This window comes from Palleronia rufa (assembly GCF_000743715.1).
Classification (GTDB): Bacteria; Pseudomonadota; Alphaproteobacteria; order Rhodobacterales; family Rhodobacteraceae; genus Palleronia; species Palleronia rufa.
In genome coordinates this window covers 25,194-40,270 of record NZ_JQEY01000011.1, presented here as the reverse complement: position 1 = coordinate 40,270, position 15,077 = coordinate 25,194, and the positions used below count along the sequence as shown (strand labels likewise).

The 15,077-nt window shown below is 72.3% G+C and carries 13 protein-coding genes and 1 tRNA gene; 4 read left to right on the top strand and 10 right to left on the bottom strand.

The annotated features are described in order from the left end of the window. Positions 1 to 30: 30 nt before the first annotated feature. A complete protein-coding gene (locus tag KW83_RS13610) occupies positions 31 to 231 on the bottom strand; it encodes a YdcH family protein (protein WP_036179852.1) in 201 nt (66 codons plus the stop codon). 166 nt (positions 232 to 397) lie between these two features. On the opposite strand from KW83_RS13610, the gene KW83_RS13605 reads away from it, so the two are divergent. The 4 genes from KW83_RS13605 (at position 398) to KW83_RS13590 (ending at position 3,408) form a co-directional block, all read left to right on the top strand. Continuing rightward, positions 398 to 817, top strand: a complete 420-nt coding sequence (locus KW83_RS13605; protein ID WP_036179850.1) for an Hsp20 family protein — start codon at positions 398 to 400, stop codon at positions 815 to 817. Positions 818 to 838: 21 nt separating this feature from the next. Next, positions 839 to 1,063, top strand: coding sequence for a DUF1150 family protein (locus tag KW83_RS13600; protein WP_036179847.1), 225 nt, complete (start codon positions 839 to 841; stop codon positions 1,061 to 1,063). Positions 1,064 to 1,398: 335 nt separating this feature from the next. After that, complete coding sequence (locus KW83_RS13595) at positions 1,399 to 3,279, top strand: propionyl-CoA synthetase (RefSeq protein ID WP_036179844.1); 1,881 nt, start codon at positions 1,399 to 1,401, stop codon at positions 3,277 to 3,279. 52 nt (positions 3,280 to 3,331) lie between these two features. Beyond that, positions 3,332 to 3,408: transfer RNA gene (locus KW83_RS13590), tRNA-Arg, on the top strand. Between the two features lie 358 nt (positions 3,409 to 3,766). Here KW83_RS13590 and KW83_RS13585 read toward each other — a convergent pair. From KW83_RS13585 to KW83_RS21195, 9 genes are all read right to left on the bottom strand, one after another. Further along, on the bottom strand, positions 3,767 to 3,955 hold the full coding sequence (locus KW83_RS13585) for a hypothetical protein (RefSeq protein WP_036179841.1): 189 nt from the start codon (positions 3,953 to 3,955) through the stop codon (positions 3,767 to 3,769). A gap of 105 nt (positions 3,956 to 4,060) precedes the next feature. Next, complete coding sequence (locus tag KW83_RS13580; RefSeq protein WP_036179838.1) at positions 4,061 to 7,438, bottom strand: efflux RND transporter permease subunit; 3,378 nt, start codon at positions 7,436 to 7,438, stop codon at positions 4,061 to 4,063. 127 nt (positions 7,439 to 7,565) lie between these two features. Next, the gene (locus tag KW83_RS13575; RefSeq protein ID WP_036179837.1) at positions 7,566 to 9,047 is read right to left on the bottom strand and encodes an efflux RND transporter periplasmic adaptor subunit; all 1,482 of its coding nucleotides are present in this window, start codon (positions 9,045 to 9,047) and stop codon (positions 7,566 to 7,568) included. Between the two features lie 126 nt (positions 9,048 to 9,173). Further along, positions 9,174 to 9,716, bottom strand: coding sequence for a molybdenum cofactor synthesis domain-containing protein (locus KW83_RS13570; protein WP_036179835.1), 543 nt, complete (start codon positions 9,714 to 9,716; stop codon positions 9,174 to 9,176). Between the two features lie 128 nt (positions 9,717 to 9,844). Further along, complete coding sequence (gene yghU, locus KW83_RS13565) at positions 9,845 to 10,663, bottom strand: glutathione-dependent disulfide-bond oxidoreductase (RefSeq protein WP_036179833.1); 819 nt, start codon at positions 10,661 to 10,663, stop codon at positions 9,845 to 9,847. A 58-nt stretch (positions 10,664 to 10,721) separates the two neighbouring features. Then, the gene (locus tag KW83_RS13560; RefSeq protein WP_036179830.1) at positions 10,722 to 11,312 is read right to left on the bottom strand and encodes a metallophosphoesterase family protein; all 591 of its coding nucleotides are present in this window, start codon (positions 11,310 to 11,312) and stop codon (positions 10,722 to 10,724) included. Continuing rightward, on the bottom strand, positions 11,309 to 12,094 hold the full coding sequence (locus KW83_RS13555) for a uracil-DNA glycosylase (RefSeq protein WP_036179829.1): 786 nt from the start codon (positions 12,092 to 12,094) through the stop codon (positions 11,309 to 11,311). The genes KW83_RS13560 and KW83_RS13555 overlap by 4 nt, the downstream gene beginning before the upstream one ends. Before the next feature lie 422 nt (positions 12,095 to 12,516). Next, on the bottom strand, positions 12,517 to 13,776 hold the full coding sequence (gene pyrC, locus KW83_RS13550) for a dihydroorotase (RefSeq protein WP_036179826.1): 1,260 nt from the start codon (positions 13,774 to 13,776) through the stop codon (positions 12,517 to 12,519). A 432-nt stretch (positions 13,777 to 14,208) separates the two neighbouring features. Then, on the bottom strand, positions 14,209 to 14,736 hold the full coding sequence (locus KW83_RS21195) for a hypothetical protein (protein ID WP_036179823.1): 528 nt from the start codon (positions 14,734 to 14,736) through the stop codon (positions 14,209 to 14,211). Positions 14,737 to 15,077 lie beyond the last annotated feature (341 nt).

Here is a 15,077-nt window from a genome sequence, read left to right as displayed (position 1 = left end):
GCCCGCCGGCCGTGCCGCAACAGGGCCGGGTCAGGCGATGATGTCGGGCAGCAGCCGGTCCTCGATGTCCGCGATGCTGTCCTTGAGGCGTAGCTTGCGGCGCTTGAGCCGCTGCAGCGTCAGCATGTCGGCGCGGCCGGACGCCTGCAGGGCGGCCACGGCATCGTCCAGGTCGCGATGCTCGCACTTCAGCACTTCGAGCTTGACCCGAAGAACCTCCATGTCGTCCATCGTGGGATCCGTTCCGTGTCCGTCCATGGCGCGGACGATTGCACCGATGCCGGCCCCTCGCAAGTCCGGGTCTTGCGAGGACCGCGCCCACGACCCATATTTCTGAGGCTGGCGGTGCCCCGACGGGGCCGCCGGTTGCACAGTCGCTTGGAACGAGGACGTGTCGATGACGAAACTTGCCTTGGGGGCACACCCCTTCCTTCTTGGCTTCGACGAGCTGGAGCGCCTGGTGGAGCGCACGGCAAAGTCGGACGCCGGGAGCTATCCCCCCTATAATATTGAACAGGTTGGAGAATCCGCCTACCGGATCACGCTTGCCGTGGCCGGGTTCGGTGAGGGCGATCTGTCCATCACGGTGGAGGACAAGGAGCTTGTGGTCAGGGGGCGGCTGGCCGAGCCGGAGGCGTCGCGGATCTTCCTGCACCGCGGAATCGCGGCGCGGCAGTTCCAGAGGACCTTCGTGCTTGCCGATGGCGTCGATGTCGCCGGGGCGCGGATGGAGAACGGGCTGCTTCATGTGGATCTGAACCGGTCGCTGCCCGAAACGGTGGTCAGGACGATCTCGATCACCAGGGCCGGTGGGTGAAGGGTAAAAAAGGGGAACGATATGAACAAGATACTCGATGCGATCGAAACGCCGGAGAATATCGTCTACGTGCGGCCCGTGGCGCTCGAAGAGCTTCCGGACGAGGTGCGCGAACAGGCGGGCGCGGTGACGGGACTCTATGCCGTCCACAACGGCGATGGCGAGCGGCTGGCGCTGGTGCGCGACCGCAACCTGGGATTCGTGGTGGCGCGGCAGCACGACATGGTTCCTGTCTCCGTCCACTGATGTGCGGCGCCGGCGCGCGCATTTCGGACCGCGTTTGGTACCGTCCGAGTCGTTTTCCGGCCCGATTTGGACGTTCCGAGTCCGATCTGCGCGCGTTTTGCAACGGTGACGCCGAAGCGCCCGTTCGGGGCGCTGCCCGTTCGGGGCGCTGCCCCGAACCCCGGGATATTTTCGGAAAGATGAAGGGCGGGACCTGGGTCCGGCGGGTCGGTTCCGGGTGACGGTATGAGGCGCGGGACCCGGTCGCCGCCGTACCGTCCGCGCCGGCCCGCCCGGTGCTTGCCCAGAAGGCCGTTTCGCGCCAAGACAGGGGCAACCACGGGGAGGGAAGATCCATGGGCTATTCCGATGTCTACGCGGCCTGGGCCGCCGACCCCGAAGGCTGGTGGATGGACCAGGCCCGCGCGATCCACTGGGACCGGTTTCCGGAAATCGCCCTGTCGCATGACGGCACGACCTGGTTCCCGGACGGGCTGACCAACACCTGCCACAACGCGGTGGATCGTCACGCGGACGGCGGGCGCGCGACCCAGGCGGCGCTGATCCACGACAGCCCGGTGACGGGCACCAAGGAGACGATCACCTATGCCGAGCTGAAGGACCGCTGCGCCCGGCTTGCCGGGGCGCTGCGGGCGCGTGGCGTGGAGAAGGGCGACCGGGTGGTGATCTACATGCCCATGGTGCCGGAGGCGATCGTGGCGATGCTGGCCTGCACCCGGATCGGGGCGATCCACTCTGTCGTGTTCGGCGGGTTCGCGGCTTCGGAACTGGCGAGCCGGATCGACGACGCCACCCCCAAGGCGGTGATCGCGGGGTCCTGCGGGATCGAGCCGGGGCGGATCGTGGCCTACAAGCCGCTTCTGGACGAGGCCATCGAACAGGCCACCCACAAGCCCGAGTTCTGCATCGTGTTCCAGCGCGAACAGGGGCCCGCCGATCTGGTCGAGGGCCGCGACGTCGAGTGGCACGCGGCCCAGGAGGGGGTGGCGCCCGCCGACTGCCTGCCCGTCGAGGGCGATCACCCGTGCTACATCCTCTATACCTCCGGCACGACGGGGCAGCCAAAGGGCGTGGTGCGGCCCACCGGCGGGCATCTTGTGGCGCTGAACTGGACCATGAAGGCGGTCTATAACGTCGATCCCGGAGAGGTGTTCTGGGCGGCGTCGGACGTGGGCTGGGTCGTCGGACACAGCTATATCTGCTACGCGCCGCTGATCCACGGCAACACGTCGGTGGTGTTCGAGGGCAAGCCCGTGGGCACGCCCGACCCGTCCACCTTCTGGCGGGTGATCGCCGAGCACGGGGTGAAATCGTTCTTCACCGCGCCGACGGCGTTCCGCGCCATCCGCAAGGAGGATCCGCAGGCCACGTTCCTGGAGGGGCACGACATCTCCTGCCTGCGCGCGCTCTATCTGGCCGGCGAGCGGGCCGATCCGGACACGATCACCTGGGCCGAGGGGGTGATGGGCGTGCCGGTCTACGACCACTGGTGGCAGACCGAGAGCGGCTGGCCCATGGTCGCCAACCCCACCGGAATAGAGGCGCTGCCGGTCAAGATCGGATCCCCCACCGTGGCGATGCCGGGCTACGAGGTGCATGTGCTGGACGAGGCGGGGGCGGAGATGGCGCGGGGCGAGCTCGGCTCCATCGCCGTGAAGCTGCCGCTGCCGCCGGGAACGCTGCCAACCCTGTGGCAGGCCGACGACCGCTACCGGGCCGCGTATCTGGAGCGGTTCGACGGCTACTACAACACCGGCGACGCGGGCATGATGGATGAGGACGGCTATCTGTGGATCATGTCGCGGACCGACGACGTCATCAACGTGGCCGGGCACCGCCTGTCCACCGGGCTGATGGAGGAGGTGCTGGCCACCCATCCGGATGTGGCCGAATGCGCGGTGATCGGGGTGAAGGATCCGCTGAAGGGGCAGCTGCCCATGGGATTCGTGACGCTTCAGAAGGGCACCGGGACGTCCCATGAGGACATCGCCGCCGCCTGCGTGCGTCTGGTGCGCGACAAGATCGGACCGGTCGCGGCGTTCAAGCATTGCGTGGTGGTGGAACGGCTGCCCAAGACGCGCTCTGGCAAGATCCTGCGCAAGACCATGGCGCAGATCGCGGATGGCGAGGCGGTCAAGACCCCCGCGACCATCGACGATCCGGCGATCCTCGAAGAGATCGGCGGCCGGATCGGGACGCTGGGCTATCCGAAGTGAGCGGCCCGCGTCTGGACGAACCCGGCGCGGCGTTCTAGGGAAGGGCTGGGCTGGCCCCGTGGCTCAACTGGATAGAGCAGCCCCCTCCTAAGGGGCAGGTTGCAGGTTCGAATCCTGCCGGGGTCACCAATCACATGCGCGGGGCGGGATGTGTCCCTGACGCCGATGATGAGCGCTTGGCCCCGATCCTTCACCGGACCGATGCGGACCGTGCGGCCGTCTGTCGGCCCGTAGCGTCCCACGCGGCCGGGCAGTCGCGGCCGGGTCGCGTCCCCCTTTTTTCAGGCCAGTGTGGCGCCTCCCGCACGCCGGGTCGCGTCTGTTGTCCGGCCAGTGTGGCGCCTCCCGCACGCCGGGTCGGGTCCCTGTAGTCCGGCCAGTGTGGCGCCTCCCGCAGGCCGGGTCGCGCCCCTGTTGTCCGGCCAATGTGGCGCCCCCGCCCGCCGGGAGGCGCCGCCGGTGACCGGGGCGCGTCGCGGCGGCGCCGTCAGCGACCGGAGTCGCCGATCATCACGGCAAAGCGGGCGCCGACGGATGCCGCGCCGGGGCCGGCTGCCTCCGGGCGCTGGGCGGGTGCCGCGGCGATGGCCAGGGCCAGGCTGATGGCGGCAAGGGGCAGCAGCGCACGGTCGGCGGTGTGGAGGGCGGTGGTGAACATGGCGGCAACCTCTGGCATCGGCGGGATCGTCCCCGTGAGAACAAACCATGATCCACGATCCGGTCGCCGATGCGGCGGACCCCCTCCGGGATCGTGGCGGAACCGTGACGATTGCCTAATGTTCTACGTTTGTCCCGGGCGGCGGGGACGCCGGCCGGCCAGAAGCGCGGCCAGCACCGACCAGAACGCGCCCACGGCGACGCAGCCCAGCGCGAAGAGTCCGAAGGCCACGGCGGGGGCGTCCCCGAAACCCGCCAGCGGCCCGGCCATCGCCCCGGTCAGCGCCAGCGCGCCCAGGGTCGCGGCGAAGAGGCCGGCCAGCGCCAGCGCGGTCAGCCCCAGCGCCAGCCGCGCGCGCCCCGTCCGGCGCGACCGCGCGCGGCGAAGCGCCGCGAAGGCGCGTCCGATATCGGCCTGGGCCGACAGCAGCGCGGGGACCACCAGCAGCACCAGGACCATGCCGAAGCCCAGCCCGTAGACCAGGGTGATGACCGTGGGCTTGAGGAACTGCGCCTGGCTGGAGCTTTCGTAGAGCAGCGGTGCCAGACCCAGCACGGTGGTCAGCGTGGTTAGCAGCACCGGGCGCAGGCGGTCGCAGGCGGCATCGACGATGGCCGGGCGCAACCCGCGCGTGGCGGCATACTCATCCACGGTGGTCACCAGAACGATGGAATCGTTGATGATGATGCCGGTCATGCCGATCAGCCCGACGACCGAGAACATCGACAGGGGCACGTCCCAGACGTAGTGGCCCCAGATCGCGCCCACCAGGCCGAACGGGATCACCCCCATGACCACCAGCGGCCGGGTCCAGCTGGCGAAGATCCAGGCCAGCGTCAGGTAGATCCCGCCCAGACAGAGCACGAAGCCGATCAGCGCGTCGGTGAGGAACGCGTCCTCGTCCTCGGACAGGCCGGCGAGGTCGGTGGTGACGCCGAAGCGTTCCCGCAGCGCGGGCAGGATGCTGGCCGAGAGGGTGTCCATGATCTGCGCGGCGCGGGCGGGGTCGTCCTCGGCCAGGTCGCCGGTGACGGACACCTCGCGCACGCCGTTCTCGCGGCGGATGGTCGAGAACCCGTCCCGCGCGGTGACGGTGACCAGATCGGCAAGCTGCGCGACGCCGCCGGAGGGCGAGGGCAGCACCACGCGGTCGAGGAAATCGGCGGTCTTCTCGTCCTCGGGGAGTTCGACGCGGATCGTGGCGGACCGGGTGCCGTCGGGATAGGTCGCGGCCTCTATCCCCTCCAGCCGGTCGCGCAGGATGGCGCCGATCCGGTCGATGGAAAAGCCCAGCGCCTCGCCCCGGGGGGTGAGGTCGAGGATCAGCTCGCGCTTGTCGTAGGCCAGCGTGTCCTCCAGCGCCGAGACTTCGCCGAAGCCGGCCAGCTCCGCCTTCAGCGCCTCGGCGGCATCTTTTAGGACCTGGGTCTGGGCCCCGGAGATGCGCACGTCTATGGCGTCGCCCCCCGGTCCGGCCCGCCAGCCGCGGAAGCTGAGCTCCTGCAGGCGGGGGTGGCGGATCACCGCGTCCTGGAGGGCGGCGACGAAATCGAAGGAGGAATAGGGCCGCAGGTCCGGGTCGATGAGTTCGATCGAGATCGCGCCGAGCAGGTCCTCATCGGTGTTCTCCACGCCCGACAGGCCGCGCCCGGCGGTGCCGCCGATCTCTGCCATGGCGTAGGCGATGGGATCGGCGCCGTAGTCCCGGGCGTAGGTGGCGCCCAGCTCGTCGAGGGTCTGCTGGATCAGCGTCAGCTGTTCGCGGGTGTCCGCACGGGTGGCGCCGGCCTGCATGGCGAAGTTGCCGGTGATCGAGCCACGCTCCGGGGCGCTGAAAAAGCGCCACTGGACCTGGCCGGATACGAAGAGCACCGCCTGAAGGGCCAGAAGCACCACGGCGCCGGCCAGCACCGGATAGCGGGCCACGACGACGAGCCGCATGAGCGGGCGGAAGGCGGTGTCCCTGAGCCAGCCGAAGCCGCGGTTCATCGCGCGCGAGGGGGCGTCGTACCAGTGCTCCCTTGCGCTGTGGGCCAGCGCGTGGCCGAGGTGGTTGGGCAGGATCAGGAAGCATTCCACCAGGCTGGCCAGCAGAACCACGATGACGGTGAAGGGGATGTCGGCGATCAACGTGCCGAAGGTGCCGCCGATGACGATCAGCCCGAAGAAGGCGATGACGGTGGTGATCGTGGCCGAGAACACCGGCGCGAACATGCGCGCCGCGGCGCGTTCGGCGGCGGTGACCGGATCCTCCTTCAGACGGCGGACGCGGAAATCGGCGTGCTCGCCCACCACGATGGCGTCGTCCACGACGATCCCCAGGGTGATGATGAGCGCGAAGAGCGAGACCATGTTGATGGTGATGCCGGCCGCGTACATCAGCGCGATGGCGGCGGTCATCGCCACCGGGATGCCGGCGGCCACCCAGAAGGCGATGCGCGCGTTGAGAAACAGGAACAGCAGACCGACCACGAGGGCGAGGCCGAGGGCGCCGTTCTCCAGCAGGATCTCCAGCCGGCCGGAGATGTATTCGGCGCGGCCGCGGATCAGGTCGATGCGGGTGTCCCGGGGCAGCGACGCGGCCAGGTCGGCGGCGACGGCCTCGACCTCCGCCTGGATGCCCAGGGCGTCGCCGCGGGCCGAGCGGTCCACCCGGATCGACACGGCCGGGTCGTCGCCGACGTAGAAGGCCTGCGCGCGGTTCGCCCCGGCGACGGTGACGCTGGCCACGTCGCCGATGGTCAGCGGCGGGCCGTCGTCGCGGGAGCGCAGGGCGATGCGCTCTATCTGGTCGGCGCTGCGCTTTTCGGTGCCGGCGCGGACGCGGGCGGTGCCGCCGATGTCGCCGGCGGCGGCGGCGTCGGTTTCGGCGGCGATGGCGGCGGCGATGTCGGCAAGGCTCAGGCCGTACTGCACCAGGGTCAGGGACGGAACCTCGACCACGGTTTCGGGCGCGGCGAGGCCCTGGATGGTGGTCTGGGTCACGCCGCGGCGGAACAGCTCTGTCACGAAGCCGTCCGCGATGCGGCCCAGCTGGGCGACGTCCACCGGTCCGGTGATGACCACATCGGTCACCCGGTCGCGCCAGCCGCCGCGGCTGACCTCCGGATCCTCGGCGGCGTCGGGCAGGTCGCCGACGCTGTCGAGCGCGGTCTCCACGTCGGCGCTGGCGCGGGACATGTCCCAGCCGGGCTCGAACTCTATCGCGATCGACGCGCGGCCTTCGGTGGCCCGCGCGGAGGTGCCGGCGACGCCCTCCACGGCCAGCAGCGCAGGCTCCAGCACCGCCAGCACGGCGGCGTCCACCGCCTCTGCCCCGGCGCCGGGCCAGACGACGGTGACGTCGATCTCATCGGAGACGACGTCGGGAAAGAACTGCGCGCGCATGTTGGGCAGGGCGGCGGCGCCGAGGCCGATCATCATCAGCAACAGCAGGTTCGCCGCCGTCCGGTGGCGGGCGAAATAGGACAGCAGCCCGGAGACGGGTCCGAAATCCCTCATCGCGCGCATCCGCCGGACCGGCGGCGCGGGTCCGGGCGCCGCGGCCGGCCCGGCAGGCGGAAACCCGGCGGGCGGAAACCCGGCGGGCGGGAACGCGGCGGGCGCGTCGCGGCGGGCGCGGCCGGGATCATCCGCCGCGCGCGCCTTCGAGGCGCTCGACCATGCGGGCGGGGACCGGCCCCTCGCGCAGCTGGGCCAGCAGGCGGGCCCTGGCGTCGTCGGCCATGGTCCGGTCCGATTCGACCACTGCGATCAGGGCGGCGCGGCGCTCCGGGGTCAGTTCCAGCATCTCCGCCTCGGCGGTGTCCTGGGTGCCGTCCCCGGCCTCTTGCGGCGGCGCGTCCTGGCGCAGCGGACGGACCTTGATCCCGGCGCCCAGCAGCGGCGAGCGTTCGGCCACGACCTCCCGGCCGGCGAGGTCCGGGGCGCGGACGATCACCGTGTCGCCCTGGCTGCGCAGCGGCTCGACCGTGGCGGGGGTCAGGCGGTCGTCGTCGTCCAGCAGGAGCACGCCGCCGGAGGGGCCGACGGCCGCCGCGGGCAGGCGCGCGACGTTCCGGAGCGGCGGTTCGGAGATGCGGATGCGGGCGAAATCGCCCGGGCGGAAGCCGCGCGGCGCCTCCAGCCGGGCAAAGAGCCGGCGGCCGCTTTCGCCCTCTGCCACGGCGGGGGATTCGCGGGTGATGGTGGCGGGCGAGGACAGGTCGGTGGCCCCGAGGTCGAGCACCACCTCCGCGTCCCGCGCGGCGAGGCGGCCGTCGGCATCGAGAAGCCGCATGTAGTCGGCGGTGGAGACGCGGAAGGCGATTTCCAGCGCGCCGGGGTCGATGAGGTCGGCCAGCCGTTCGTTCTGGCTGACCAGACCGCCGAGCGACACGTCGAGGTCCGAGATCGTGCCGTCGAAGGCGGCGGTGACGCGGGTTTCGTCCAGCGCGCGCGCGGCCTCGTCCAGCGCCACCCGGCGGCGCGACAGCTGGGTTTCGGCCTGGGCGAGACGGGCCTGCGCCTGCGCCTCCGCCTGGCGGCGCGAGACGACCTGCTGGCGGGCGGCGGCGGCGGCGAATTCGGACTCCTCCACCGTGGCGGCGGTGCCGACGCCGCGGGACTCCAGGTCGCGCTGGCGGGCCAGCGCGCGGTCGCGCAGGTCCGACTGGTCGCGGGCGGCCTGCAGGTCGTCGGCGGCGAGGGTCAGCGCGCGCTCGGCATCGTCGCGTTCGGCTTGCGCGTCGGTGAGGTCGGCCCGGGCGAGGGCCAGGGCGGTTTCCGCATCGCTGGGGTCGATGGCGACGATGAGCTGGCCCTGGCGCACCTGTCCGCCGTCTTCCACGCCGTCCCCGATCTCCACCACCCGGCCGGGGGCGGTGGCGCGGATCTCAAGGTTCCGGCGGGCGCGGATCTCACCGAAGGTGGCCAGGACCGGGGTCAGCGTCCGGGGCGCGACGGTGACGACATTGGCGGCGAAGACCTGTTCCCGGGCGGCGCGGGCGCCGGGGTCGCGCGCGGCGCGGTCGCGGAGCGCGCCCTCAAGCGTCAGTGCCGCGAAGGCCAGAAGCCCGAGGGTCAGCGCGCTGAGGAGAAGGCCGGTGAGCGCCCGGCTGAAAAATCGCATTCGTGAACCCTGTTCGACCGACCGGACTATAGACCGCGGCCGCGGGGCGCGGAAGCCGTGGCGCTGTCACCGATACGTCAGGGCGGGGCTTTTCCGTCGCGTGCGGCGGCGGTCAATCGTCGCGGGTCACTTGCGGCGGCGGTGTTCGTCGAGGCGGGGCAGGATCTCGACGAAGTTGCAGGGCCGGTGGCGGTAGTCGAGCTGGAGCGACAGGATCTGGTCCCAGGCGTCGATACAGGCCCCGGTGGAGCCGGGCAGGGCGAAGAGATAGGTGCCGCCCCGCACCCCGCCGCAGGCGCGGGACTGGACGGCGGAGGTGCCGATCTTGGCCATGGAGACCATGGTAAAGACCGTGCCGAAGGCGTCGATCTCCTTTTCGTAGACGTCGCGGTGGGCCTCTACGGTGACGTCGCGCCCGGTCAGGCCGGTGCCGCCGGTGCTGATCACCACGTCGATGCCGCCGCCGTCGCACCAGGCGCGGAGCTGTGCCGCGATGGCGGCGCGGTCGTCGCGCAGGAGCGCGCGGCCGGCAAGGGTGTGCCCGGCGCCGGTGAGACGCGCGACGAGCGTGTCGCCGGAGCGGTCGTCTTCGGGCCCGCGCGTGTCGCTGACGCTGAGCACCGCGATCCGGCAGGGGATGAAGTCCCGGGTGGTGTCGATGCGGCTCATGGGCGGCTCACGGGCGGTTCATTGGCGGGCTCATTGGCGGGCTCGGGGGGGGGTCCTGCGGGGGCCGGGGAGGGGGCGCTGCCCCCGCGGCTGCGCCGCCCCCCGGGATATTTGCGGAAAGATGAAGCTCAGTCGAGATCCGATGCGGCGTGGCGTTCGCGCACGAAGGACGGATCGTCGCCGGTGCGGTTCACGCGGGTGCCGCGTCGGACGGCCGGGCGGGCGTCGATCTCATGGGCCCAGCGCAGGACGTGGGTGTAGTCCTGGACCGACAGGAACTCGCCCGCGTCGTAGGCCTTGCCGAACACCAGCCGGCCGTACCAGGGGAAGGTGGCGATGTCGGCGATGGTGTAGCTGTCGCCTGCGAGGAAGCGGCGGTCGGCCAGGTGCCGGTCGAGCACGTCGAGCTGGCGCTTGGTCTCCATGGCGTAGCGGTCGATGGGATATTCCATCGGCTCCGGCGCGTAGGCGTAGAAATGGCCGAAGCCGCCGCCGAGATAGGGCGCGGCGCCCTGGAGCCAGAACAGCCAGGAGAGCATCTCGGGGCGGTCGGGGCCGAGGAAGGCGTCGTAGCGCTCGGCCAGGTGCAGCAGGATCGCGGCGCTTTCGAACAGGCGCACCGGCGTGTCGCCGGTGTGGTCCATCAGCGCCGGGATCTTGGAGTTCGGGTTCACGGCCACGAAGCCGGAGCCGAACTGGTCGCCTTCCGAGATGTCGATGAGCCAGGCGTCGTATTCCGTGGGATGGCCGGCGGCGAGGAGTTCCTCGAACAGGATGGTGACCTTCTGCCCGTTGGGCGTGCCCATGGAATAGAGCTGGTAGGGGTGGTCGCCCCTGGGCAGGTCCTTGTCGTGGGTCGGTCCGGCGATGGGGCGGTTCTGGCTGGCCCATGTGCCGCCGGACTCCTTTTCCCATGTCCAGACGCGGGGCGGGGTGTAGTCGCTCATGATCGGTTCCTTGCGAGATCGCGTCAGAGGGTAAGGCGCGGGCCTGCCGTGCCAAGGGTCAGAGGGTGAACCAGACCGGCTGCGGCCCCAGATTTCTCCAATGGGTTGTGCCCAGCGTGCCGGTCTCACCCCAGCAGTCGTGGACATGGCCGAAGACGGCGAGCCGGGGAGCCAGGCGCAGCAGCGCGTCCTTTATGGCGGTCGAACCGATCCGGCCGAGGCTGGCGTGGTTGTCGCCGAGACCCGCGGGGGGCGAATGGGTGATCAGGATGTCCGCGCCGTCGATCGGGTCGAGGGCGGTGCGGGCCTGGTCCTCCGACAGGTCCCAGCTGCCCCAGGGCTGCGGCGGGAGCGGGGGCACGCCGCCGCCCAGCCCGGCGATGGCGAGGCCGTGGGCGCGGGTGGTCTGGCCGTGGAGCACGGTGGCGGCGGTGGCGTCGCGGAGTGCGGACTCGGTCTCGTTGTTGCCGGGGACGCAGATCATGCGGTCCGCGAGCGGGGCGAGGCGGTCCATGTAGCGCGCGAGGCCGCGGTGATTGTCGGCGAAATCGCCGGCCGCCAGGATCAGGTCGGCGGCCGGTGCGGCCGACAGGAGCGCGTCGGCGGCGGCGGCGTCGAGATGCAGGTCGGAGACCGCGAGGATCCTCACAGCCGCGCCTTGAGCGACAGCAGGTCGGCCCAGGCGTCGCGCTTGGCCAGCGGCTGGCGCAGCAGGTAGGCGGGGTGGGTCATCGGCAGGGCGGGACGCCCCAGCGCATCGGTCCACTGGCCGCGGAGCTTGAGGATGCCGCGGCGCCCCAGCAGCGCCTGGGCGGAGATGTTGCCGACGACGACCAGGATCTGGGGGTCCGCCAAGGCGACGTGGCGGGCGAGGAACGGGCGCAGCATGGCGATCTCATCGGCCGTGGGCTCCCGGTTCTGGGGCGGGCGCCAGGGCAGGACGTTGGTGAGGTAGAGGCTGCCGCCCGCGCGGGACAGGCCGATGGCGGCGAACATGCGGTCGAGGAGCCGGCCCGCCCGGCCGACGAAGGGCTTGCCCTGGAGGTCCTCGTCCCGGCCCGGGGCCTCTCCGACGATCATCACGCGCGCGGCCGGGTCGCCGTCGGAGAACACCAGATTGCGGGCGCCGCGCTTGAGCTCGCAGCCCTCGAAGGCGGCCATGGCGGCACGCAGCCCGGCAAGGTCGCCCGCCGCGCCCGCCGCGGCCTCTGCCGCGGCGGCGGGATCGGGCGGCCCGCCGGCGTGCGGCGGCGTGGACGCGGGGTCGGCGCGCGGCGCCCCGGGGTCCGGCGCGGGGCGGCGGAGGGCGAGCTGATAGCGGTCGACGGGCGTGTCCTCGATGGCCTCGTCGGCGCCCAGATCGACCTGCCAGCCGAGCGCCGCGAGGGCGTCGGCACGGGCATCGGCGTCGGTTGAGTCGGCCAGGGGCATGGGGCGGAGAGTAGCGCGTCGGGCCGGGGGGTTCCAGACGCGGCGGTGGCTGGCGACCTCTGCCGGGGGGCCGATACGGCAGGGCGCGGGCGTGGCGGGCGTGTTCGCGCGAACGGGCGCCGGCGTCGGGACGGAACGGGATTGCCGGTGTGCCGTGAGGTTTCGCTGGGGCAGGCTGGGGCCGCGGCCGATGGCGGGGAGGGCGGCCGTCGATCCGCCGGGGGACCGGGTGCGCCGTGGCACGGGACCGGGTGGTGTCGGGGGCCGTCCCGGTGCCGGGCGGCGGCCGGCTCTTTGCGGTCCGCGGGGTCGGTGCCGCGGCGGGGGTGCGGTTCCGGGCGCGTCCGTCGGCGCGATCGGCGGCATGGCGGCTCCCCGAAGCCGTCCGGGCGTGTCCCGGATGGGCGGGTAGGCTGGTGCGCTCAGCCCTGGGGGTGGATCCGCCGGCCCCCGACCCAGGTGCCAAGGACCCGGCCCTGCATCCGGGCGCCGTCGAACGGGGTGTTCTTGGATTTCGATGCCAGTGCGAACCGGTCGAGGACGAAGGGCGCGTCGGGATCGAAGAGCACCAGATCGGCCGGCGCGCCGGTGCCCAGGTGGCCCGCGTTGAGGCCGAGGCGGCGGGCGGGGTTGCGCGCCAGCGCGCGCCAGAGCGCGGCCAGGTCCATGTGCCCGGCATGGACCAGCCGCAGGGCGGCCGGCAGCAGGGTTTCCAGCCCCACGGCGCCCGATGCGGCCTCTTCGAAGGGCAGGCGTTTGCTTTCCTCGTCCTGGGGCGTGTGCATGGAACAGATCACGTCGATCAGCCCGCTGGCCACCGCCTCGACCGCGGCGATGCGGTCGTCCTCCGAGCGCAGCGGCGGCTTGAGCTTGAAGAAGGTCTTGTAGCCGGCGATGTCGAATTCGTTCAGCGTCAGGTGGTGGATGCCGACCCCCGCCGTGATGTCGAGTCCGTTGGCCTTGGCGCGTTCCAGCGCCGGCAGGGCGCGGGCCGAGGTGATCTGGTCCGCGTGATAGCGCGCGCCGGTCATCTCGATCAGCGAGATGTCGCGGTCGAGGCCCATGCGCTCGGCCATGGAGGGCGCCGCGGGCAGGCCGCAGAGCGACGCGAACCGGCCGGAGGTCGCGGCGGCCCCGCGGCTCAGCCCCGGCTCCTGCACATGGCCGATGACCAGCGCGCCCAGCCCCGCGGCATAGGTCAGCGCGCGCGACAGCACCCGTGTGTCGGCCACGACCCGGTCGCAATCGGTGAAGGCGACGGCGCCGGCGTCCATCAGCAGGCCGATTTCGGTCATTTCCCGACCCTGGCGGCCCTTGGTGAGCGCGGCCATGGGCAGGACGTTCACGGCGGCATCGGCCTGGCCGCGGCGGGAGACGAATTCGAGCACCTCCGGCGTGTCGATGGCCGGGTCGGTGTCCGGGCGGGTGACGATGGTGGTGACGCCGCCGCGGGCGGCGGCGCGCCCGGCGGAGCGGAAGCTTTCCTTGTGGCGCTCACCCGGTTCGGAGACCTTCACGCCCAGATCGACGATGCCGGGCGCCAGGCATTTCCCGGCGCAGTCGACAAGGGTCGCGCCGGCGGCGGGAGCGGTGGCGATCCGGCCCCGCGTGACGCAGAGATCGCCCGACCGCTCGCCCCGGTCCGGGTCGATCAGGCGGGCGTTGTGGAAGATCAGGTCCATGGCGCGTCTCCGGTCCGGGCGGGCGACCGATACGACGCGCGGGCGCGCTGGGCAATGGGAGGGGGGCGCGACCGGCGCGGCGGGGCCCGGAGGGCTGCGGCGCGGCCATGGGGCGGCCGGGTGCCCAAGCGCGGAGCGGCCTGCGGCGGTGGGGACGGATGCCCGCGCCGTGCCTGTGCAGGCGCGCGGTGGGCTATTCCGTGTGTCGGACCGGGCGTGTGGCGGTGAGGCCCGCGGCGAGCAGAGACATGTGGCGGACCGCGGGTGCGGCGGATCCGGCACGCGGTGGGCCGGGGAAGGGTCGGGCCGATGCCGCTCGGCCGCGCGCGGGGAGGGCCGGGCTGCGTGGCCCGTCCTGGTGCGACCCGTCCCCGGCGAGCGTCGGGGAGGGTCATTTTGGGCGGCCGTTCCGTCCGCTCGGGCGGTGGGGGATTAGATGGCGACCAGGAACACGATCACCACCACCAGAAGTGCGGCGACAAGCGCCAGCATCGCCACCAGCCCGGAGGACCGGCGGCGGGCCGCGGCGGGATCCGCGGTCCCGGCGGGGGTGCCGGAGGCCGTGCCTTCGGCCGAACCGGTGCGGATCGGCGGGCCGACGGGCGTGGTGCCGGCCATCGGGTAGCTTCCCAGGTGGCTCAGCGGGGCGGAGGCCGTGATGGCCTGCCGGACCGCGCCGGTGCGCAGGATCAGGACCGGACCCCGGCGCGCGTCGAGCCGCGCGGCGTCGGGCCGCACGGCGTCGGCGTCGGCGGCCTCGCCCTCCACAAGAAAGGTCGACAGGCCGAGATCGCCCAGCGGGCGGGTGTCGATGACATGGGCGCGGTCAGGCTCTACCTCTATGCCGCCGAGCGCCGCGGAGAGAGCCGCGCCGTCGGCGGCCAGCGCCTCAGCCCTTTCCATCGTGGCATCCACCGCAAAGACGTGAAGCGTATCGGGTCGGGAATCGATCTGGGCCATGGGACCTCCGGTTTCCGGACCAACGCCGCATGGCGGGGGCACGGTTCCGTGACGGGCGGTCCGGCACTGCACGAGCGTCGGACGCCTGCGGACGGGAACGGGGCCGCCGTGCGGATGGCGCTGGCCGGCGGTGCGGGCGATGCCGCGGAGGATCCCGGAGCGATCCCCCCGGGCGCGCCCCCGGCGGGCCCGTCCCCGCATCCGCCGGCAAGACGCGGGCCGGGCGCCGTGCGGGGCAAGGCGCGTCGGGCAAGGGGTGTCGGCGGCAGGGGACCGTGGGGCGGCGGGGGAAACGCGGGACGGCCCGCGGACCGGTGCGATGCGGCGCGGGCGGGGACTGC